Source organism: Flavihumibacter stibioxidans, from assembly GCF_014332695.1.
Lineage (GTDB): Bacteria > Bacteroidota > Bacteroidia > Chitinophagales > Chitinophagaceae > Flavihumibacter > Flavihumibacter stibioxidans.
The window spans coordinates 1,506,945-1,526,004 of sequence record NZ_MBUA01000001.1 but is presented as its reverse complement, the minus strand read 5'-3'; the positions used below and the strand labels follow the sequence as shown (position 1 = coordinate 1,526,004).

General features: G+C 49.7%; 15 protein-coding genes. 6 read left to right on the top strand and 9 right to left on the bottom strand.

Annotation, left to right across the window (positions count from 1 at the left end):
• Nucleotides 1-278: 278 nt before the first annotated feature.
• Genes gldF through BC349_RS06465 form a run of 6 tightly spaced genes read left to right on the top strand, consistent with a single transcriptional unit; the run spans nucleotide 279 to nucleotide 7,483 of the window.
• Nucleotides 279-1,025 (top strand): gliding motility-associated ABC transporter permease subunit GldF, encoded by a 747-nt coding sequence (gene gldF, locus BC349_RS06490; protein ID WP_343063660.1) that lies wholly within the window; start codon nucleotides 279-281, stop codon nucleotides 1,023-1,025.
• A 7-nt stretch (nucleotides 1,026-1,032) separates the two neighbouring features.
• On the top strand, nucleotides 1,033-2,745 hold the full coding sequence (gene gldG / locus BC349_RS06485) for a gliding motility-associated ABC transporter substrate-binding protein GldG (protein ID WP_187255897.1): 1,713 nt from the start codon (nucleotides 1,033-1,035) through the stop codon (nucleotides 2,743-2,745).
• Between the two features lie 39 nt (nucleotides 2,746-2,784).
• Nucleotides 2,785-3,744, top strand: a complete 960-nt coding sequence (locus BC349_RS06480; protein WP_187255896.1) for a TerC/Alx family metal homeostasis membrane protein — start codon at nucleotides 2,785-2,787, stop codon at nucleotides 3,742-3,744.
• A 5-nt stretch (nucleotides 3,745-3,749) separates the two neighbouring features.
• The gene (locus BC349_RS06475) at nucleotides 3,750-6,224 is read left to right on the top strand and encodes a bifunctional UDP-N-acetylmuramoyl-tripeptide:D-alanyl-D-alanine ligase/alanine racemase (protein WP_187255895.1); all 2,475 of its coding nucleotides are present in this window, start codon (nucleotides 3,750-3,752) and stop codon (nucleotides 6,222-6,224) included.
• Between the two features lie 41 nt (nucleotides 6,225-6,265).
• Entirely contained in the window at nucleotides 6,266-6,985 is a 720-nt protein-coding gene (locus BC349_RS06470) for a lipoprotein signal peptidase (protein ID WP_187255894.1), read from the top strand.
• 15 nt (nucleotides 6,986-7,000) lie between these two features.
• Nucleotides 7,001-7,483, top strand: coding sequence for a hypothetical protein (locus tag BC349_RS06465; RefSeq protein ID WP_187255893.1), 483 nt, complete (start codon nucleotides 7,001-7,003; stop codon nucleotides 7,481-7,483).
• Nucleotides 7,484-7,663: 180 nt separating this feature from the next.
• Here the strand turns inward: BC349_RS06465 and BC349_RS06460 are convergent, their stop codons facing one another.
• The 9 genes from BC349_RS06460 to gltX form a co-directional block, all read right to left on the bottom strand.
• Complete coding sequence (locus BC349_RS06460; RefSeq protein ID WP_187255892.1) at nucleotides 7,664-9,997, bottom strand: T9SS type A sorting domain-containing protein; 2,334 nt, start codon at nucleotides 9,995-9,997, stop codon at nucleotides 7,664-7,666.
• Between the two features lie 135 nt (nucleotides 9,998-10,132).
• The gene (fumC, locus tag BC349_RS06455; RefSeq protein WP_187255891.1) at nucleotides 10,133-11,533 is read right to left on the bottom strand and encodes a class II fumarate hydratase; all 1,401 of its coding nucleotides are present in this window, start codon (nucleotides 11,531-11,533) and stop codon (nucleotides 10,133-10,135) included.
• 50 nt (nucleotides 11,534-11,583) lie between these two features.
• Nucleotides 11,584-12,363 carry an enoyl-CoA hydratase/isomerase family protein gene (locus tag BC349_RS06450; RefSeq protein ID WP_187255890.1) on the bottom strand — a complete coding sequence of 260 codons (780 nt, stop codon included), beginning with the start codon at nucleotides 12,361-12,363 and terminating at the stop codon, nucleotides 11,584-11,586.
• A gap of 77 nt (nucleotides 12,364-12,440) precedes the next feature.
• Nucleotides 12,441-12,857, bottom strand: coding sequence for a cobalamin B12-binding domain-containing protein (locus tag BC349_RS06445; protein ID WP_187255889.1), 417 nt, complete (start codon nucleotides 12,855-12,857; stop codon nucleotides 12,441-12,443).
• Between the two features lie 85 nt (nucleotides 12,858-12,942).
• Nucleotides 12,943-13,830 carry a lysylphosphatidylglycerol synthase transmembrane domain-containing protein gene (locus BC349_RS06440; RefSeq protein WP_187255888.1) on the bottom strand — a complete coding sequence of 296 codons (888 nt, stop codon included), beginning with the start codon at nucleotides 13,828-13,830 and terminating at the stop codon, nucleotides 12,943-12,945.
• A complete protein-coding gene (locus tag BC349_RS06435; protein WP_187255887.1) occupies nucleotides 13,827-14,771 on the bottom strand; it encodes a glycosyltransferase family 2 protein in 945 nt (314 codons plus the stop codon). Before BC349_RS06435 ends, BC349_RS06440 begins: the two co-directional genes overlap by 4 nt.
• A complete protein-coding gene (locus BC349_RS06430; protein ID WP_187255886.1) occupies nucleotides 14,737-16,335 on the bottom strand; it encodes an ArnT family glycosyltransferase in 1,599 nt (532 codons plus the stop codon). The genes BC349_RS06435 and BC349_RS06430 overlap by 35 nt, the downstream gene beginning before the upstream one ends.
• A 12-nt stretch (nucleotides 16,336-16,347) precedes the next feature.
• A complete protein-coding gene (locus BC349_RS06425; RefSeq protein WP_187255885.1) occupies nucleotides 16,348-17,328 on the bottom strand; it encodes an NAD-dependent epimerase/dehydratase family protein in 981 nt (326 codons plus the stop codon).
• 168 nt (nucleotides 17,329-17,496) lie between these two features.
• On the bottom strand, nucleotides 17,497-19,023 hold the full coding sequence (gene gltX, locus BC349_RS06420; RefSeq protein ID WP_187255884.1) for a glutamate--tRNA ligase: 1,527 nt from the start codon (nucleotides 19,021-19,023) through the stop codon (nucleotides 17,497-17,499).
• Between the last annotated feature and the right edge of the window lie 37 nt (nucleotides 19,024-19,060).

Below are 19,060 nucleotides of genomic sequence, written 5' to 3'. Positions count from 1 at the left end.
GGTTTCCCGCGAACGGATCCACCCGTCTGACGTGATCCCCCCGTCTGACGTTTAGCATTGCTGGAAAACGTGGATCCAAACGTCAGACGGGTTTCCCATGAACCCAAACGTCAGACGGGGTTTTCCGCCGGGTTGCAAAACAACAAATCCCGCCAGGCGGCGGGATTTGTTTTGCAGTTGGTTTTGGTTACTACCGAATCAAATTCGTTAAGTAGGGGGCGAATTTAAAAGAATCTGATTTATCATCCAACAAATTCACTGAATCTGTAAAGGGCATCGTGAGAAAACTTATTTTTGGTGCTATGTGGTCTATCTGTAAAAAAGAGTTTCGCCAGTTCTTCGGAAGTCTGACCGGACTGGTTGCCATTGTGGTCTTTCTATTACTGAATGGGCTCTTCCTGTTCGTATTCCCCGACTCCAGTATCCTTGATTATGGTTATGCCAGCCTGGAAAAATTTTTTGAACTGGCGCCATGGATCCTGCTCTTCCTCGTGCCCGCAGTTACCATGCGAAGCTGGGCCGATGAATTCAGGGCAGGCACTTTTGAAATCCTGAAAACAAAACCCCTGTCACCCGCCAAACTGGTTGCCGGCAAATACCTGGGAGCCTATTTAATTGTCGCCATTGCCATCCTGCCTACCATCCTGTATGCAGTAAGCGTGCAGGCACTGGCCCAGGATAAAGGAATTGATGTGGGCGGAACCACCGGGTCATATATCGGTCTCTTCCTGCTCGCGGCTGTGTTCACCGCTATAGGAACCTGGTGCAGCAGCCTCAGCTCCAACAGCGTGGTAGCATTCCTCCTCAGCGCCTTCATGTGTTTCCTGCTCTATACCGGGTTCAGCGCTGTCAGCAAACTGCCTGTGTTACAGGGAAATGCCGATTATCTCCTGGAATTGATGGGAATCGATTTCCATTATAAAAGTATCAGCAGGGGCGTGGTTGACAGCCGCGACATAGTTTATTTCGGAAGCATCATCGCTTTCTTTTTATTGATCACCAACAGAAAAATTGCGCTGAGCTGATTGACCTATGAAAAAATTACCGCATTCAAAATATTATTGGATCGTCCTGCTTGTACTTGTACTGCTGATCAACTGGATCGCAGGCCTGGTCCCCTTCCGCGCCGACCTTACCGCCGAAGGACGTTATACTTTGTCCAAACCTGCCAGGCAACTGCTGACCGGTTTGAATGAACCTGTTAGTGTGGATGTATTGCTCAGCGGTGAAATGCCCGCCGGCTTCCGGAAACTGGCCAACAGCACCAACGATCTCCTGCAGGAATTCAAATCTGCCGGGAAAACCAATTTCCGTTTCAGGTTCATCAAACCGGGGGAGGGACTGAATGATTCGTCAAAAGCTATCCTCTATGATTCACTGGCAAACCTGGGACTGAACCCTACTAACATTAAAGCACAAACGAAAGAAGGCGAAGGCCAGGAAGAAAGACTGGTTTTCCCCGGGGCGGTTATTACGCACAAAGGCCGTACAACAGCTATTGACCTGCTCCAGGGTGTCAGCTCTGAAGGCGGACTCGAATCACTCAATAAAGCAGAAGCCCTGCTTGAGTACAAATTCGCCAATGCCATCCGCCAACTGAACCAGGATACAGTTCCGCTGATTGGTTACCTCGTGGGCAATGGTGAGCCTGAATCCTACCAGGTGTACGACCTGATTGAAAATGTGCTGAAGAAGAATTACGCATTTCGCATACTCCCGATCGACAGTGTTCCCATCATACCACCCGTTTTTGACGCCCTCATCGTTGCCAAGCCGTCCATCGCTTTCGGTGATGACCAGAAACTGAAAATTGACCAGTACGTGATGCAGGGTGGCAAAATGCTGTGGATGATAGATAATTTGTATGCCGAAATGGACAGCCTGCAAAGATCACAGGCTGATTTTATCGCTTTTGACAGGGGACTGCAATTGGAAGACCTGCTGTTCAAATATGGCGTGAGGATCAACCAGGACCTGCTCCAGGACCTCAACGCCGACAAGATCCCTTCGGTGATAGGAAGCGTTGGGGGAAAACCGCAAATCCAATTATTGCCCTGGCCCTATTTCCCATTGCTTAGCAATTACAGCGGGCACCCGGTTGCCAAAAACATGGACTATGTATTATCCCAGTTCCCGAATTCCATCGACACGGTGGAAGCTAAGGGAATCCGTAAAAATATTTTACTGTCCAGTTCCATTGACACCAGGTTGCTGGCAACACCCGCCAGGGTAAGCTGGCAGAGCATCGAAACAGAGGATGACCTGAAAACATTCAACCAGGGAAACAAACCCGTGGCCGTCTTGCTGGAAGGAAGCTTCAGCTCCCTCTACGCCAACCGTGCTACGGCAGAAGAAAGGGCGGCATTGCAGGCGGCAGGCCAGCCTTTCAACACCTCCTCTCCCGAAAATAAAATGATCGTCATTGCCGATGGCGATATCGCACTGAATGCAGTAACCCAGAACGAAGGTCCCCTGCCAATGGGTATGAACTCCTATACCAAGTACCAGTATGCCAACCGCGATTTTATCCAGAATTGCATTGAATACCTGGTGGATGAATCCGGTATCCTGGAAACCAGGGGCAAAGACTTTACCCTTCGCCTGCTGGATAAAAAGAAAATGGAAGCAGCAAAAACAAAATGGCAACTGATCAATATACTGGTTCCCGTTTTACTGATCATATTGTTTGGCCTGGTTTACCAGTGGTGGAGAAAACACCGGTACCAGGGGAAAACAGAGAAATAGCAACCTGAGAGATAGAGAAATAGAGAAATAAAAACAGACATGACACCTGAACAAATTACTTACCTGGTCTTTGGAATTGTAGTATTGGTCGCCCTGGTTTTTGACCTGGGACTGATGAGTAAAAAGTCGGCAGAGATCACCATGAAAAAAGCACTGGTGCAAACCATCTTCTGGGTATCGCTGGCACTGGCATTTTTCGTATTCATCTGGTTTGAGGATGGCCGTACACCCGCCATTGAATACCTGAGCGCCTACCTGATGGAATGGTCACTCAGCATCGACAATATCTTTGTTTTCATCCTGATATTTTCCTTCTTCGGCGTGAAGCAGCAATACGTACCACGCGCTTTGCTGATCGGTATCATCCTGGCTATCCTGTTCCGGATTATTTTCATATCGGTAGGCATCGTGCTGATTGAACGCTTCCACTGGCTGCTCTATGTTTTTGGGGCCCTGCTGCTCTATACCGGCATTAAGATGTTCACCGCCAAACATGATGAGGAAACTGATATGTCTCAAAATGTGGTGTATAAATTCCTGCAACGGATATTACCGCTGGTTTCGCATGATGGTGAGGGTAAGTATGTAATCCGCCAGGATGGTAAAAGGTATTATACAAGCATGTTTGTGGTGATCATCATGCTGGCCACAACCGATATCATTTTCGCGCTGGATTCCATTCCGGCCGTATTTGCCATTTCCCAGAACAGGATGGTGGTGTACACTTCCAATATTTTTGCGGTACTTGGCTTGCGCTCGCTCTTCTTCCTGCTGAAGGGGGCCGTAAACAAATTCGCTTACCTGCAGCAGGGCATTGCCATTGTACTGGTGTTCATCGGACTGAAAATGCTGGCGGAAATATTTCATTTCAAAGTGCCGGTGTATGTATCGCTACTGGTGATCGTTGCCTGTATCTCTGCCTCCATCGTTTACTCTGTTAGTGTTGCCAATGCCGCAGAGAAAAAAGAACTGGCGAAAAGGGATACTGACCTACATTAAAAACTGTGCAGTATACAATTTCCGATATTGCCGGAATGATCAATGCACGATGGGTGCAGCAGGGAGCCACCGGTTCGGTTGCCCATTTGCTGATCGACAGCAGGAAATTATTATTCCCGCCAACGACCCTGTTCTTTGCCCTGGTAACGGCAAGCCGTGATGGCCACCAGTTCATAGGTAAACTCTACCAGCAGGGAGTCAGGCATTTTGTTGTCAGTGAAAAACAGGATTTCACTTCCTTTCCGGAGGCTGATTTTTTATTGGTGGCTGATACCCTGAAAGCATTGCAGTTGCTGGCTTCCCGGCACCGTTCGAATTTTTCGATTCCTGTTATCGGCATTACAGGCAGCAACGGCAAGACGACGGTGAAGGAATGGTTGCACCAGTTGTTGGAACCAGACCGGCAGGTCATCAGGAGTCCGCGCAGTTATAATTCCCAGATCGGTGTGCCGCTCAGCGTATGGCTGATGGAACCGCAGCATGAGCTGGCTGTTTTTGAAGCAGGTATTTCCCGCTGTGGCGAGATGGATGCCCTGGAAGCAATCATCCGGCCCACCATCGGCATCTTTACCAATCTTGGTTCCGCCCACAATGAAGGCTTTGCTTCCATGGAAGAAAAGCTGCAGGAAAAATGGAAACTGTTTGCCCATGCAGACATCGTCATATACAAACGTGATGCAGGATTAGTGGACGAGATGATTGCCCGACGCGGAGCCATCTCGCCAGCATTGTTCGGCTGGAGCTTTGATGGGGATGGCGATATGGTGGTGCAGGTTTCTGCGAAGCAGGAAACACATACTCTTTGCCAGGTCCTTACGGCAGGGGACAGGTTTGAACTGAAGATTCCCTTTACGGATGAAGCTTCCATAGAAAACGCACTCACCTGCTGTGCCACACTGGTTTATCTTGGAATGCCCGCTGACACCATACAATCCAGGATCGGGCAGTTACACCGGATGGCGATGCGGCTCGAACTGAAGGAAGGCATCAATCAATGTTCGGTTATTAATGACAGTTATTCCGCGGACCTCAGTTCACTTGCTATCGCACTTGATTTCCTTTCCCAGCAACAACAGCACATACACAAGACCGTTATACTGTCCGATATTCCGGAAGCCGGGCTCAGTCCCGCTGAATTATACGAAAGGATTGGCGCTTTGCTGAAGCATCATGGAGTGGGGCGTTTACTGGCCATCGGCCCTGTGATCAGCGAATACCAGCAGGTTATTGAAAAATACGGCCTGCCGGTTGTATCGTTTTTAAGCACTGAAAACTTCCTGCAGCATTTCGATGAGCTTAGCTTCCAGGATGAGACCATCCTCGTGAAAGGTGCCCGTAGATTCGGTTTTGAAGCCATATCGGCCCAGCTCGAAATGCAGGTACACCAGACCGTTATGGAGATCAACCTGAATGCGATGCTGAATAACCTCAGGCAATACCAGCAGTTGTTACAGGGGGGCACCAGGCTGATGGCCATGGTGAAAGCTTTTTCCTATGGCAGCGGAAGCTTTGAAATTGCCAACCTGTTGCAGTTCCATGGGGTCGACTACCTTGCCGTTGCCTATACAGACGAAGGCGTGGCCCTCCGGAAAGCCGGCATCCATCTTCCCATCCTGGTGATGAACGCAGACCCGGCAGGATTTGACGCGCTGGTCAGCAATAACCTGGAGCCGGTGATTTATTCCCTCAGGCTGTACCGCCGCTTTGAAGCGTTTATCCGCCAGGAAGGCATCCCCTTGTATCCCGTACACCTCGAAATGGAAACGGGTATGAACCGCCTGGGCTTTTCCCGGCAGGATATTCCTGAATTGCTGCAATTGCTGCCCGGTGCCGTTTTTAAGGTGCAGTCAGTTTTCAGCCATCTTGCCGCCAGTGAAGACCCCGCACAGGACGGTTTTACGCGTGAACAGGCAGGCCGCTTCCAGGAATACTGCGACCAGATTGCAGGCATCCTGCCTTACCCGTTCCTGCGGCATATTGAAAATACGGCAGCCATTTTCCGGCATCCGCAATGGCAGTTCGATATGGTCAGGCTGGGTATCGGGCTTTATGGAATGGATGCGGCAGCCAGCGGAAAACTCAGGCTGGAGGAAGTTTCCACCCTGAAGACCACCATCGCCCAGATAAAATCCCTTGAGCCGGGAGAATCAGTTGGGTATGGCCGGCGCGGAAAAATTACGGAACCCACGGTCACCGCTACCGTTAGGATTGGATATGCCGATGGGTATCCCCGCATCCTGGGGAATGGCCGCGGTAAAATGCTGGTGGCAAACCACCTTGCACCGGTTATCGGAAGCATCTGTATGGACATGACGATGATCGATATAACAGGCATCCCTGGAGTGAAAGAAGGCGATGAGGTAGTGGTATTCGGGAGGGAGCTATCGGTGAATGCGGTGGCGGAATGGGCTGGCACAATTCCCTATGAAATGTTAACAGGCATTTCACAGCGGGTAAAAAGAATTTATTACCAGGACTAGAACCGGGGCCAACGGTTATCTTTGTCCCTTTACAAGAAGCTATGGCAAAGGCGAGAAATTTAATTTTATTGATTGTTTTGATCCTGGTGGCAGACCAGGTACTGAAGATTTGGGTGAAGACAAATATGCCCCTTAGTTATCATTGGGATACGAGTCATCATCCCCTGACAGCCTATGACAGGGGTATCAGGCCTTTTGGTGAAGACGCGGAATGGGCCCAGATTTATTTTGTGGAGAACGAGGGCATGGCCTGGGGATGGAAGTTCGGCGGTGAGATCGGCAAAATGTCCCTGACTCTGTTCCGCATGGTGGCCGTTCTTTTTGGCGTGTGGTATATCAGGGAGATCATGAAGAAGAAACAGCATCCGGGGTTTATTGTATGTGTGGGACTCATATTCGCGGGGGCATTGGGGAACCTGATTGACAGCATGTTTTACGGACTCATTTTTGATGAAAGCACCTATACTTCCGTTGCGAAAATCTTCCCCGATAAAGGTTATGCGGGCTTCCTTCACGGCAAGGTGGTGGATATGTTTTACTTCCCCATCATCCGGTCTCATTATCCCGAATGGATGCCATTTGTAGGGGGCGATGAGTTCGAATTTTTCAGTCCGGTTTTCAATATTGCAGACGCATCCATTTCTGTTGGTGTGATCACCCTTTTGATATTCCAGAAGCGGTTCCTGCAAACCGAAACGCCTGAAGTAAAAAAATCAATTGAAACCAGTACCAGGGTGAATGACGATGTTCAGGTATCCTGATTCAAATCTTTTTGTATGAAAAAGTTTATTCGATCCGGATGGTTGTGGGTGGTGGTGAGCATGTTTACACTGGTTGCCTGTACCAAGGAGAAAAGTCTTGAAATGTCTGATCCGGCTGCCAGCCAGGAAAATACCTGGCGGTTCACGGAAGGGAATACACTTTACAGTGGTGTCATAGACACCGTGATCATTGAAGAAATAAATGGTTTGCAGATCATGGGCATTGAGGGAATGACGCTCGATGGTGTCGGGTCACTGGGTCTGGCGATCGGAGGTGCCGTTTTGCAGGCGGGTGATTACCTGGCGCCATTTTCTGCCATGATATACCTGGAGGAAGGCCTGACAGTATATGAATCCACTCCCGACCCGTCGGCTTTCAAAATCACCATTTCCCGCCTGGACGCTGAAAAAGTAATCGGTACATTCTCTGGCAAGGCCCTCGATTCAACCGGCGCCGAAAGGACAATCACCTCCGGCTCCTTCTCCGCCACCCGCTAACCCCCCTTCACCATTCACCCTTCACCATTCACCAAAAATCCCCTCCCAGGAAAAGGAGGGGAGCTAAACCCTATATTCGAAATTGACAACATTTCCTTTTAACCAAGCCTCTTGGTTTTTCGATGGATATTGGTCGTCAAATCAATATAAGGTACGGACCAAAACAGAACTTGAATTCGTTTATTGGTTAGTCTTTAATACTTTCTTTTGTTGTATCTGGTCGTTATACCTTGCCACGAGAATATAGGTTCCTGCCGGCATTGAGCCTGTTTCAGTAAAACTTACCTGATGGTTACCTGCTGTAACCCTCGCTGAAATCTGTTTTTGCACTTTACCATAAAGGTCAAACAGGAACAGGTTAATCTCGCCACCCGCCGGCATTGTCAGTTCTACCGGAAGATGGTTCTGAAACGGATTCTGAAGAGCTTTTATTGTGAAGGACCGGCGATTATTTTCTGGCTTCACCAGCAGCACCTCCGAAAATTTGAATTTATCATTCTGCACCATTCTGATCCGGTAGTACATTTCTTTCTGTATGTTGCCGGGGTCCAGCAGGGAATAGTCGTTCCGGTTTGATATCGCTTTTGCCGGCAAAGTTTGAATTCTTTGCCAGTTCAGCCTGTCCGGACTTTTTTCGATGATATAGTTCATACCGCGTACTTCATTGACCGAGGTCCAGCGAAGTGAAACCCCTGCGGAAACCAGTTGCGCTTTAAACTGCACCAGGTCTGCATCCAGCACCTCGCCGCAATTGTTTACCATCACCACCACATTTGTATTGGCAAGGAAGGAGCATTCATCACCCTGCAGATTGCCTGCCGTGGTGGCTACCCTCAGCCGGATAATATCCCCATGGGAGGAAGAATCGCCTATAAATCCGGGGTAATCTACTGTATACATATACTGCCCGTTTGTCAGAACCGGACTTCCGACGGCCGCGGCACTTTTTACCCAGGTTGCACCACTATCGGTACTTCTTTCCCACTGGTAATGGGTATAGTTGGAAAAATAACTCTGGATATCCGCTGAAAACTGGATGGGATTACCATAGCAGACAACGGCATTGCCATAAGGTTTCATAACCAGGTTTGGCTGGCAGGTTGCAAGGGAAATATCGTCCATTACCCAATCGTTGCCCCCGCCTCCCTGTGCATTGTTGCGGATGGACAAGGTGACAGCAGACTGGTTGGCACCTGTGGTAAATGTGAATCCTTTTTTCACCCAGTTGCCACTGGGGTCGTATGCAATTTCACCTGTGCTGTAGCGGTCAAGTCCATCCAGTACAAAAGTGAGGTTGGGTAATACCCCGGGTTGGTTGGTCGCCTGCAGGTTTGCTGTAGCACCGCAGGTGGGACAGATATTCCTGAACCAGGCCGAAAACTCGTAAGTGGTATTTGCGCATAGTCCGGTGATCGTTTGCTTATAAGCTTCCGATGTTACATAATCAGCATTCACCATCAGCATATAACCGCTTGTGGTGGTGCCGGACGGAGGTGGGTTGCTTGCCGAAGTACTCTGCCCTGTGTGGTCGCCAATTATATCCCACTGGCCATTGAACATGCGGTTATTACAATTGTCATTTGCAATGGGTGTACCGGTACAGTTGGGCACACGTTGTGCATTGGTATTGGTTCCGGAGCGGGGACTGGTATTGTTTACAATGGCATATGATCCGTCATCTACTGAAACAGAGGGGCTCACATTATTTATATAAGTATAGTTGGGATTACTGTATTCGGGTGCGGTAGAGCGGTTTAAACCTGAACCCGTTCCGAAACTTCCCCCGAATTCACCCAGGAAGTTTGTTCCTGTGGCATTGGCACAAAGTGATTCATTCCTTGAAATAAGTATTTTAAAATTAGGGACCTGCATAAACCTTGGGCTACTGGTGGAGGTGGACATGGTATAGTACAATCTGCCGCCCCCCAGGGAAATGGTATCGCTGTAGTTCCCGGTTACCCTTACACGAAATGATGTGGAAAAGAGATGACCTGTCCACCACTTGGGCTGGTCACCGGCCCCTGAACTGGCAAGGTTAATTTGGCCGCCGCCTGTTAAGGGGGTGATATTGGTATTGGTAGCATTACCCGCACCGGTTCCGATATTGATGCGTATATTATAATAGGTGCTGGTGGGTGTGGGTGCCACATAAATGGCAGCATCATCCCCGCTGGCGAGTGTATATTTTCTGTGGGTAAGTCCCTCGTTGGTGATGATCCTTATTGAATCAGTGGAACTGGTAAGCATCTGGGTATTGGTGGGCACATAATCAAAATAGCGGACATTGTACACCCTTCTGTTGCCGCTGGGATTGAATCCCCAGGGAAATAAAACGCTGTACCTGATTTCCAGGATATCTCCCGGCTCAACTGTGCCGCCAACAGTTTTTTTGGTGAGGTTTACATAACTATAACCATATTTCTGTGCCAGGGCAGAACCGTTGCCCAACAGCAAAAGGATGAACAGCAGGGTAAAGACTCTCAATAAACAGGCCGGCGGGTAGAAATTTTTCATGACATTGGAAGGATTTCTGGGAACACATATAAAAAAAGCCAATAAGCGAGTTATAAACGCTTATTGGCTTTCGAAATTGTCGGGTGGCTTAATAAGGCAAAAAAATCACCATTTCCCCCTAAGTTTTATGGACGTTCAGGATAATTTGCCAACCATATTGGCTGGAATTACCCATTGGTCAAACTCTTCCGGTGTGAGGTAACCCAGTTTTACCGCCATTTCTTTCAGGGTAGTTCCTTCCTTATGTGCTTTCTGTGCTATTTCTGCTGCCTTGTAATAACCGATTTTTGGATTGAGTGCAGTAACCAGCATCAGCGAATTGTCCACATGCTTCTGGATATTGGCTTCAATAGGTTCAATACCTACGGCACATTTATCATTGAAGCTTACACATCCTTCGCCGATCAGCCTCGCACTGTGCAGGAAGTTATAGATCATCATCGGTTTGAAGACATTCAGCTCAAAATGCCCGGTTGCCCCACCGATATTGATGGCAACATCGTTACCCATCACCTGTGCGGAGATCATGGTGAGGGCTTCACACTGGGTGGGGTTTACTTTTCCGGGCATGATGGATGAGCCGGGTTCGTTATCGGGAATGAAAAGTTCGCCGATGCCGGAACGCGGACCGCTGGACAGCATACGGATATCATTGGCGATCTTCATCAGGCTGACGGCCACTGTTTTGAGGGCGCCATGTGATTCCACGATGGCATCGTGTGCTGCAAGGGCCTCAAATTTGTTTTCGGCAGTGATGAATGGAAGTCCGGTCAGTGCTGCAATGTGAGCGGCAACATTTTCCGAATACGCAGGCGGGGTGTTGATACCCGTACCAACCGCGGTACCGCCAAGTGCCAGTTCGGCAAGATGCGGTAATGTATTCTTTATGGCTTTAAGGCCATGATCTAACTGCGATACATATCCGCTGAATTCCTGTCCTACGGTGAGCGGTGTGGCATCCATAAAGTGGGTGCGGCCGATCTTCACCACATGCATGAACTGCCTGCTTTTTTCCGCCAGGGTATTGCGCAGTTTCTCGATACCGGGGATGGTTACTTCCTGCAGCATTTTGTAGGCTGCTATGTGCATGGCCGTTGGGAAGGTATCGTTGGAAGACTGTGATTTATTGACATCGTCATTGGGGTGCAGGAATTTTTCTTTGTCGCCCAGTGTGCCGCCGTTGAGCACATGACCGCGGTAAGCCACAACTTCGTTCACGTTCATATTGCTTTGTGTACCGGAACCGGTTTGCCAAACCACCAGCGGGAAATACGCGTCCAGCTTGCCTTCCAGGATCTCATCACAAACGCGACCGATCATGTCGCATTTTTCTTTTGGCAGCACACCGGCATCGTAATTCGTGAGGGCCGCGGCTTTTTTCAGGTAAGCAAAAGCCCGGATGATCTCTTTTGGCATCTTGTTAGTGTCCTGCGCAATTTTAAAATTATCGATGCTGCGCTGGGTCTGGGCACCATAAAATGCATCAATGGGCACTTTTACTTCGCCCATTGTATCTTTTTCTATTCTGTATTCCATGTGGCTATTATTGTGATTGATTAATAGGTCGCAAAATTAGTTTGCCTTCCTTATTTCCCGTGGAAATAGGCAGGCCTTTTCTCAATGAAAGCCCTGGCGCCTTCCTTGGCATCCTCGGTGTCAAAAAGTTCTCCAAAGGCGGCAGCTTCGCGTTGCAGTCCGTCCGGGTGCCCGATTGCTGCCATATTGGTGAGCTCAATTATTCTGGAAATGGCGATAGGGGCCTTCGAAGTAATCGTAGTAATCAATTCGGTTGCTTTGGGCATGAGTTCTTCAGGGCTTGTAACATAGTTTACCAGTCCGAGCCTGAGGGCTTCCTGGGCACTGATCATGGCGCCTGTCATCATCAGTTCCATTGCCTTGCCCTTGCCGATAAGTTGTGTAAGCCTTTGTGTACCGCCATAACCAGGGATCAGTCCGAGGTTCACTTCGGGCTGGCCGAATTTGGCATTGTCGGATGCAATCCTGAAATGGCAGGCCATCGCCAGTTCGCAACCACCACCCAGTGCAAAACCGTTCACGGCCGCAATGATGGGCTTGGAACTGTTTTCGATAGCGGAAAAAACCAGGTCCTGGCCTTTCATTGCCAGTTCCCTGCCGCCTTTACCATCGAGTTCAAGAAACTCACTGATATCGGCGCCTGCCACAAAACTTTTCGGGCCAACTCCGGTAATGATGGCTGCCCACATTTCAGGGTGTTTGTTGAAGGAATGAAGGGCCTTGCCAAGTTCTTCGATGACCGTCTTGTTGAGGGCATTCAGTTTATCCGGACGGTTGATGGTGATCGTTAGTACGTGGTCGTGGAGTTCGGTAAAAATGGTCTGGTACATATTCTTGAGTTTATTCACCCGTCGGGTGCCACCCGACGGGTGAACGTCCAACGGGACCACCGAAGTGGCGGTTAAGGTTAAAAATTTCTGTGTTCTTTTACCCAGTTGGAAATGTAGGCGGCGATTTCCTGCGTGGCAGTGCCCGGCGCGAAAAGCTTTCCCACACCCATTTCGTACAGTTCATTCATGTCGTCTTCAGGTATAATGCCTCCGCCGGTCAGCAGCACATCGTCCATCCTTTTTTCCTTCATCAACTGGATGATCTTAGGGAAAACCGTCATGTGCGCACCACTGAGGATACTGATGCCGATGGCATCCACGTCTTCCTGTAAGGCAGCGTTGACAACCATTTCAGGGGTCTGGCGCAGTCCGGTATAAATTACTTCCATGCCGGCATCGCGCATGGCGGTGGCAATAACTTTGGCACCGCGGTCGTGGCCGTCCAGGCCCACTTTGGCTACCAATATTCGTATGGGGCGATTGATTGTAGTCATATGGCGGGGTAAAGATAGGAATTGGCGGGTAGTGAGAGCTGAGAAGTGACAGGTCGTGGGATGATTTTTATCCGCCCGCAAACCTTCACCCGTCGGGTGCCACCCGTCGGGTGCCACCCGACGGGTGAAGGGCAGGGTCCGGAAGGAAGGCGGCAACCAGGGCACTGCCTGCTGCCAGCAGGAAAAAGAGCAGGCTTGCCGTAACTGCGGTGGATGCTGCCAGCCCCAGCCAGCCGGATCCGGTAGCAAATACCCATTCGCGGATACCTATCCCGCCAATGCTGACAGGAACAGCAGATAACACCGATCCCAAATAAAACAGTAATGCATAGGATAACCATTGATGAACAGGGGTTGACATGCTTTGCAGGATGCAGAAAAACGAGGCAAGCTGCAAAAACTGGATAAGTACTGAAAGGCCGGCACCCGTCACTGCCGCAAGGCTGAATTCAGCCATATACCTTCTTATTAACCAGGCTGCCAGGACTGTTACGGCGATAATAATTAACACAGTCCCAGTCCATAACAGCCATGTGTACCTGATTTCCAGTACCCGGATCAGGAGCAGGGCGATCAATATGACCAATACCATTAATCCCGTTGCACGATCGAGAAATGTGGCAGTAATCAGTGACCGGTTGGAGACAGTGGAAACCCTTTTCAACCGGATCACTTTGTAAGCATCGCCACTGATACCACCCGGAAGGAACAACCCGTAGAACATGGCCTTATAATAAAGCAGGAGGTTGGACTGGAAGGAGATGTTCACCCTGATGGCATGATAAAAATGCTGCAGGCGCCGCGCGCTGGTGAATTGGGAAAGATTGTACAGCAGCAGTGCCGGAATCAGCCAAACCGCATGGATGGAACGCCAGGCCTGCAGCAGATCCTGCAGGCTCAGCTTCCTGAAAACGAGGTAGAAAGCTAAAACTATAACAGTAATTCGTACGATGAGCAGTATCACCTTTTTCATATGCTACCTTTTTTGGGCAGTATGATATCGCGGACCCGGTATGGCTGTTTTTGCTGCGACTCGTAATAGGTACGCATCATGATTTCTGCCAGTATCCCGGTCAGGACGAGTTGCAATCCAGCCAGCAGGAATATTATACCCACCAGGAGCAAAGGTCTCTGGGCGATTTGCTCACCCTGTAATTTCCGTACCAGCAGGAACCCATTGATAACAGCGCCTGCCATGAAAATCAGGATGCCTGCCGGCCCGAAAATATGCATAGGTCGCTGAAAGTATTTTTTCATGAACAGGACGAAAAAAAGGTCGCTGATCACAAGTATCGTTCGCCCGATACCATATTTGGAACTGCCATGAATCCTGGGATGATGACGCACTTCCATTTCGGTCATCCTGGCGCCCTGCAGCGCAGCCAGCACCGGAATAAAGCGATGCATATCGCCATAAAGTCCAAGACTCTGTGCAATCTCATTCCTGAAAACCTTCAGCGTACAACCATAATCGTGCAACATCACTTTCGTACTGTTCCGGATGATCAGGTTGGCGATCCTGCTGGGTATCTTCCTCAGTATGAAACCATCCTGCCTGTTTTTGCGGACGCCTGCCACCAGGTCCCACTGACCATCCTTTGCCAATTGCAACATGGCCGGGATATCGGCAGGATCATTCTGCAGGTCACCGTCAAGAGTGGCAATGAAATCACCTTCAGCCACATTGATACCTGCCGCCATTGCCAGCGACTGCCCGTAATTCTTTCGAAGCGCCAGCACCCTGGTATTACCGCGGATATTTTCTCTTAATTGCCTTAGCGTTCCATCTATGGAGCCGTCATCTACAATAACAACTTCATAATCAAAGCCGTCCATGGCTGTTTCCACCGCTTTCAAAAGCGGTACAATATTATCCGCTTCATTGTAGACCGCGATTACCAGGGTTATTTCCATCAGTTTGTATTTTTTCCGTTTGCCTGTATATAAAGGATGTCCGGCTGCTGAACAGATCTTTTGCCTGCGCGATTATTTCAAGCGGAGGCCTCCATTCCTCGATGGCCGACTGTTTCGCTTTTTCAATTACCACAGTGCCGGGTTGCTGCTGCAAAATATTCAACAGACTGTCCTTTTCTTTTACAAGGGAAATGGGTGCATTTCGGTAAAATACAAATGCATCGTTCAGGTCGTCAAAAGCAATAACTGATGGTGCATCGCGTATGATGTTCTTTAATCGGTATACAGATCCCGTCCTGTCCATTGAGGGAAATACCAGGCCAAAAAAAACCAATACCTGCCCCATGCTGATGACTGCCAGGGCTTGCAGTGCTTTAAAGGTTTGACTTTTATCCAGCAATATCCATGCTGCGATAGCTGCAATCGGGTAAAGGAGGAAAAGCAAGGGAGTGTATTCCGGTATAGCCATCCCTTCTTTTTCGAACAGGATATAAGCCGTAACTGGTATCGCCATAGTTATGATGGCAAGAATGATTCGTTCAGCCCTGAAGATACTGCCTTCCACACGGCTGAGATTCACACCCATGATTATTGCCAGGAATGGATAGGCCGGACTGGTATAATTGATGAGTTTGGTGCTGGAGACCGAATACAGCAGAACGATGCAGGCAGCTGACACCAGCAACAACCACTGGCTTTTGTCCCTTCTAAAGTCTTTCATAACGGTAATGATCACCCGCGGCAGAAAAAGGGAAAAAGGAAATAAGCCCCCCAGCAAAAAAAGTAAAGGCATAAAGAAAGGTCCCTTATGTCCTTCCGTAGGTTGTTTGAACCTGCCGATATTATGTTCCAGGAAAAAACCTCTGGTCCATTCGCCGTTAGAATGCTTGTGTGCAAGCAGGTACCAGGGCAGTGCAACAGCCGCAATGACCAGGATGCCGGCAATTGGTTGCAGGCCCCGGATACTGGTTGCATTCAGGTCTTTATTACTGAGCAGGTAAACAAAAATGGTGAAAGCCGGCAATAACAAACCAACCGGGCCTTTGGCGAGGATGGCAAAGCCCAGGAACAGGTGCATGGCATAGATCCATTTCCTGTTGCCGGAAACATATCCTTCATGGAAGGCCAGCAATGCCAGCAGGTGTGTCAGGATGAGATAGGGGTCCGGCGTGGCCAGCCTGAATTGCAGACATACATGCAGGGAGGATAATAAAATCAGCGCAGATAAAATTGCGGCTTTGTTTCCATAATGTTTGCGGGTCCAGACGTAAACTGCAGCAACTACCAGTATGCCACAGATGGCAGAAAAAAACCTGGCGGCTACTTCTGATTTTCCCGCAACGGAATAGGCCGCCATCATTGCATAATAATGAAGCGGTGGTTTATCGGTGCGGATCTTACCATTGAAAACGGGAACGATGTATTGATGATTCCGCATCATTTCTGCCGCGCATTCCGCATTACGGGCCTCAGCCACCTGGAACACAGTGGTGGAGCCAAGTCGCAAAAACAATAATAGTATGGCCGCAAAAAGAATGAGCCATATACTATTAAATTTTTCCATTTGCGGTAGTTATCAGGCGTGGGTGAGTAAACGGGATTGATCTTCTTTCCATTTCACAAAACGGGCTATCCCTTCTTCAAACAGAACGCCTGGCTTGTACCCCAGGAGCATGCCTGCCTTGCTGATATCAGCATAAGTGGTATTCACATCACCCGCCTGCATGGGCAACCACTCGATTATGGCTTTTTTGTTCATCGCTTTTTCAATAGTGCTGACCAGTGTCAGAAGTGAAATGGTGCGGTGATCGCCCAGGTTGATCACCTCTGATCCGCCCTGGTATTCCAGCGCTGCCAGGATTCCGGCAACAATATCTGTAACGAAAGTATAGTCGCGGCTGGAACTGCCATCCCCATATAACTGAATCGGTTCTCCCTTGCTGATCTTATCGTAGAAGCGATGGATGGCAAGGTCTGGTCGCTGCCGGGGTCCATACACGGTAAAAAGCCTCAGGGCAATGAAACGGATGCCGTGAAGATGTGTGTACACATCCCCCAGTTCTTCCGCTGCCAGTTTGGTGGCTGCATAGGGGCTGATGGGATGGTGTTCGGGATTGTCTTCCCGCCAGGGCAGGGCCGGATTATTGCCATATACGCTGCTGGAGGAAGCAAATATGAACTGGGTAATATGCTGTAATCTGGCGAATTCCAGCAGGTGCAGGGTGCCGATAAGGTTACACTCATAATAGGATTCAGCATACTGGATACTGGGTCGCACACCCGCCCGGCCTGCCAGGTGAATGATGGCATCAATGCCCGCGCCTTCCAGCAGTGATGCCAGCTCTGCCGGACTCGTATCTGCCAGGTCAAGCCGAAGTAGTTGAAAAGAAGGATTTTTCCTTGCCCCGGAAATATTTTCTTCCTTAATGGCGGCATTATAAAAAGGATCAAAATTATCAATGCAGATAACTTCTTTTCCGTTCGCCAGTAACGCGTCCGCTACATGGCTGCCGATAAAACCGGCGCCTCCCGTCAACAGGATCTTTTGATAAGGCATTTCCTGAAATTTCAGTAGTGGTATTCACTGAATGATCGGATTTTATCAAAATGGCAGCTATTAAATTTACAACAATCCTGTTATTTCAAAAGAAGCTTTTCATCCGCCCGCAACCCTTCACCCGTCGGGTGGCACCCGACGGGTGAAGGGTTGCGGGCGGATGAAGGATTACACCACCGAAGGCATGGATGCAATCCTGGTGAGGGTTTCAGCTTTGCCGACGGTGGCTGCGATGTCAAATACTGCGGGACCGAACTTGCCACCCACCAGCATGATGCGGAAGGGCAGTTGCAATTCGCCCACCTTGATGCCCCTTGCCACCGCCAGGTCCTTGAATGCGGTTTCAATGGCCGGCGCGGACCAGTCTTCCAGGTCCTTCAGTACCCCTTGCACTTCAGCAAAGAAGTTTTCCTTGTCGCTGTTCCACTTTGCCCTGATGCTGTCAATATCGTGCGAAACCGGTGTCCTGAAAAAGAATCCCGCCTGTTCTGCAAAATCGCCCAGCAGGGTACAGCGTTCCTTCACCATATTGATCACCGTCTCAAGGTAACGGTCATCTGTAACCGTAATTCCGCCGGATTCCATTACCCGTTTTACGTCGGGTAACAATCTTTCTGCCGACGCCTGTTTGATCCACTCGTGGTTAAACCATTTGGCCTTTTCGAAATCGAATTTCGCACCGCCCTTATGCACACGGTCCATGGAGAAACGTTCAATGAGTTCCTGCATGGAGAATATCTCCTGACCGCTGCCGTCGTTCCAGCCCAGCATGGCCAGCATGTTCACGAAAGCTTCCGGCAGGAAGCCCCTTTCGCGGAAGCCCTGGGTGAATTCAGTGGTGCGGGGATCGGTCCAGTTCATGGCAAATACCGGGAATCCAAGGCGGTCGCCGTCGCGCTTGCTGAGTTTGCCATTGCCATCGGGTTTCAGGATCAGGGGCAGGTGGGCCCATTGCGGCATGGATTCCTGCAGTCCCAGGTATTTCCACAGCAGGAGGTGCACCGGCGCACTGGGCAGCCATTCTTCCCCCCGGAAAGCGTGGGTGATATTCATCAGGTAGTCGTCCACCACCACGGCCAGGTGGTAGGTAGGCATACCGTCATTTTTCAATAGAACCTTATCGTCTACAGTGGAGGTGTTAAAACTCACTTCCCCCCGGATCATATCGGTGAAACTAACCGTTTCATTGTCTGGCATTTTGATGCGGATCACATAAGGCATGCCTTCAGAGAGCAGCCGTCGCACTTCATCATCGCCCATGGTGAGGGAATTGCGCATTTTCATCCGCAGCCGGTGGTCATACTGGGGGGATGGGTTTTCGGCGGTTTTGAACACCGAACGCATTTCTTCCAGTTCCTCCGGGGTGTCGAAGGCGTAGTAGGCATTGCCCTGGGCAACCAGTTTGTCCGCATACTCACGGTATCCTTCCTTGCGCTCGCTCTGGCGGTAGGGGCCGCAGGGGCCGCCCACAGCGGGACTCTCATCCGGTTCCATACCGCACCAGCGCAGGGTTTCCATGATATACTCCTCGGCACCCGGCACAAACCGGCTGCTATCGGTATCCTCTATGCGAAGAATGAAATCCCCGCCGTGGTGACGGGCAAACAGGTAATTGTATAAAACCGTGCGCACTCCGCCCAGGTGGAGACCACCGGTGGGACTGGGGGCAAATCGAACGCGTACTTTGTTTGACATGGCGCAAAGATAAAAGAGGTTTAAGGTAATTTCGCTT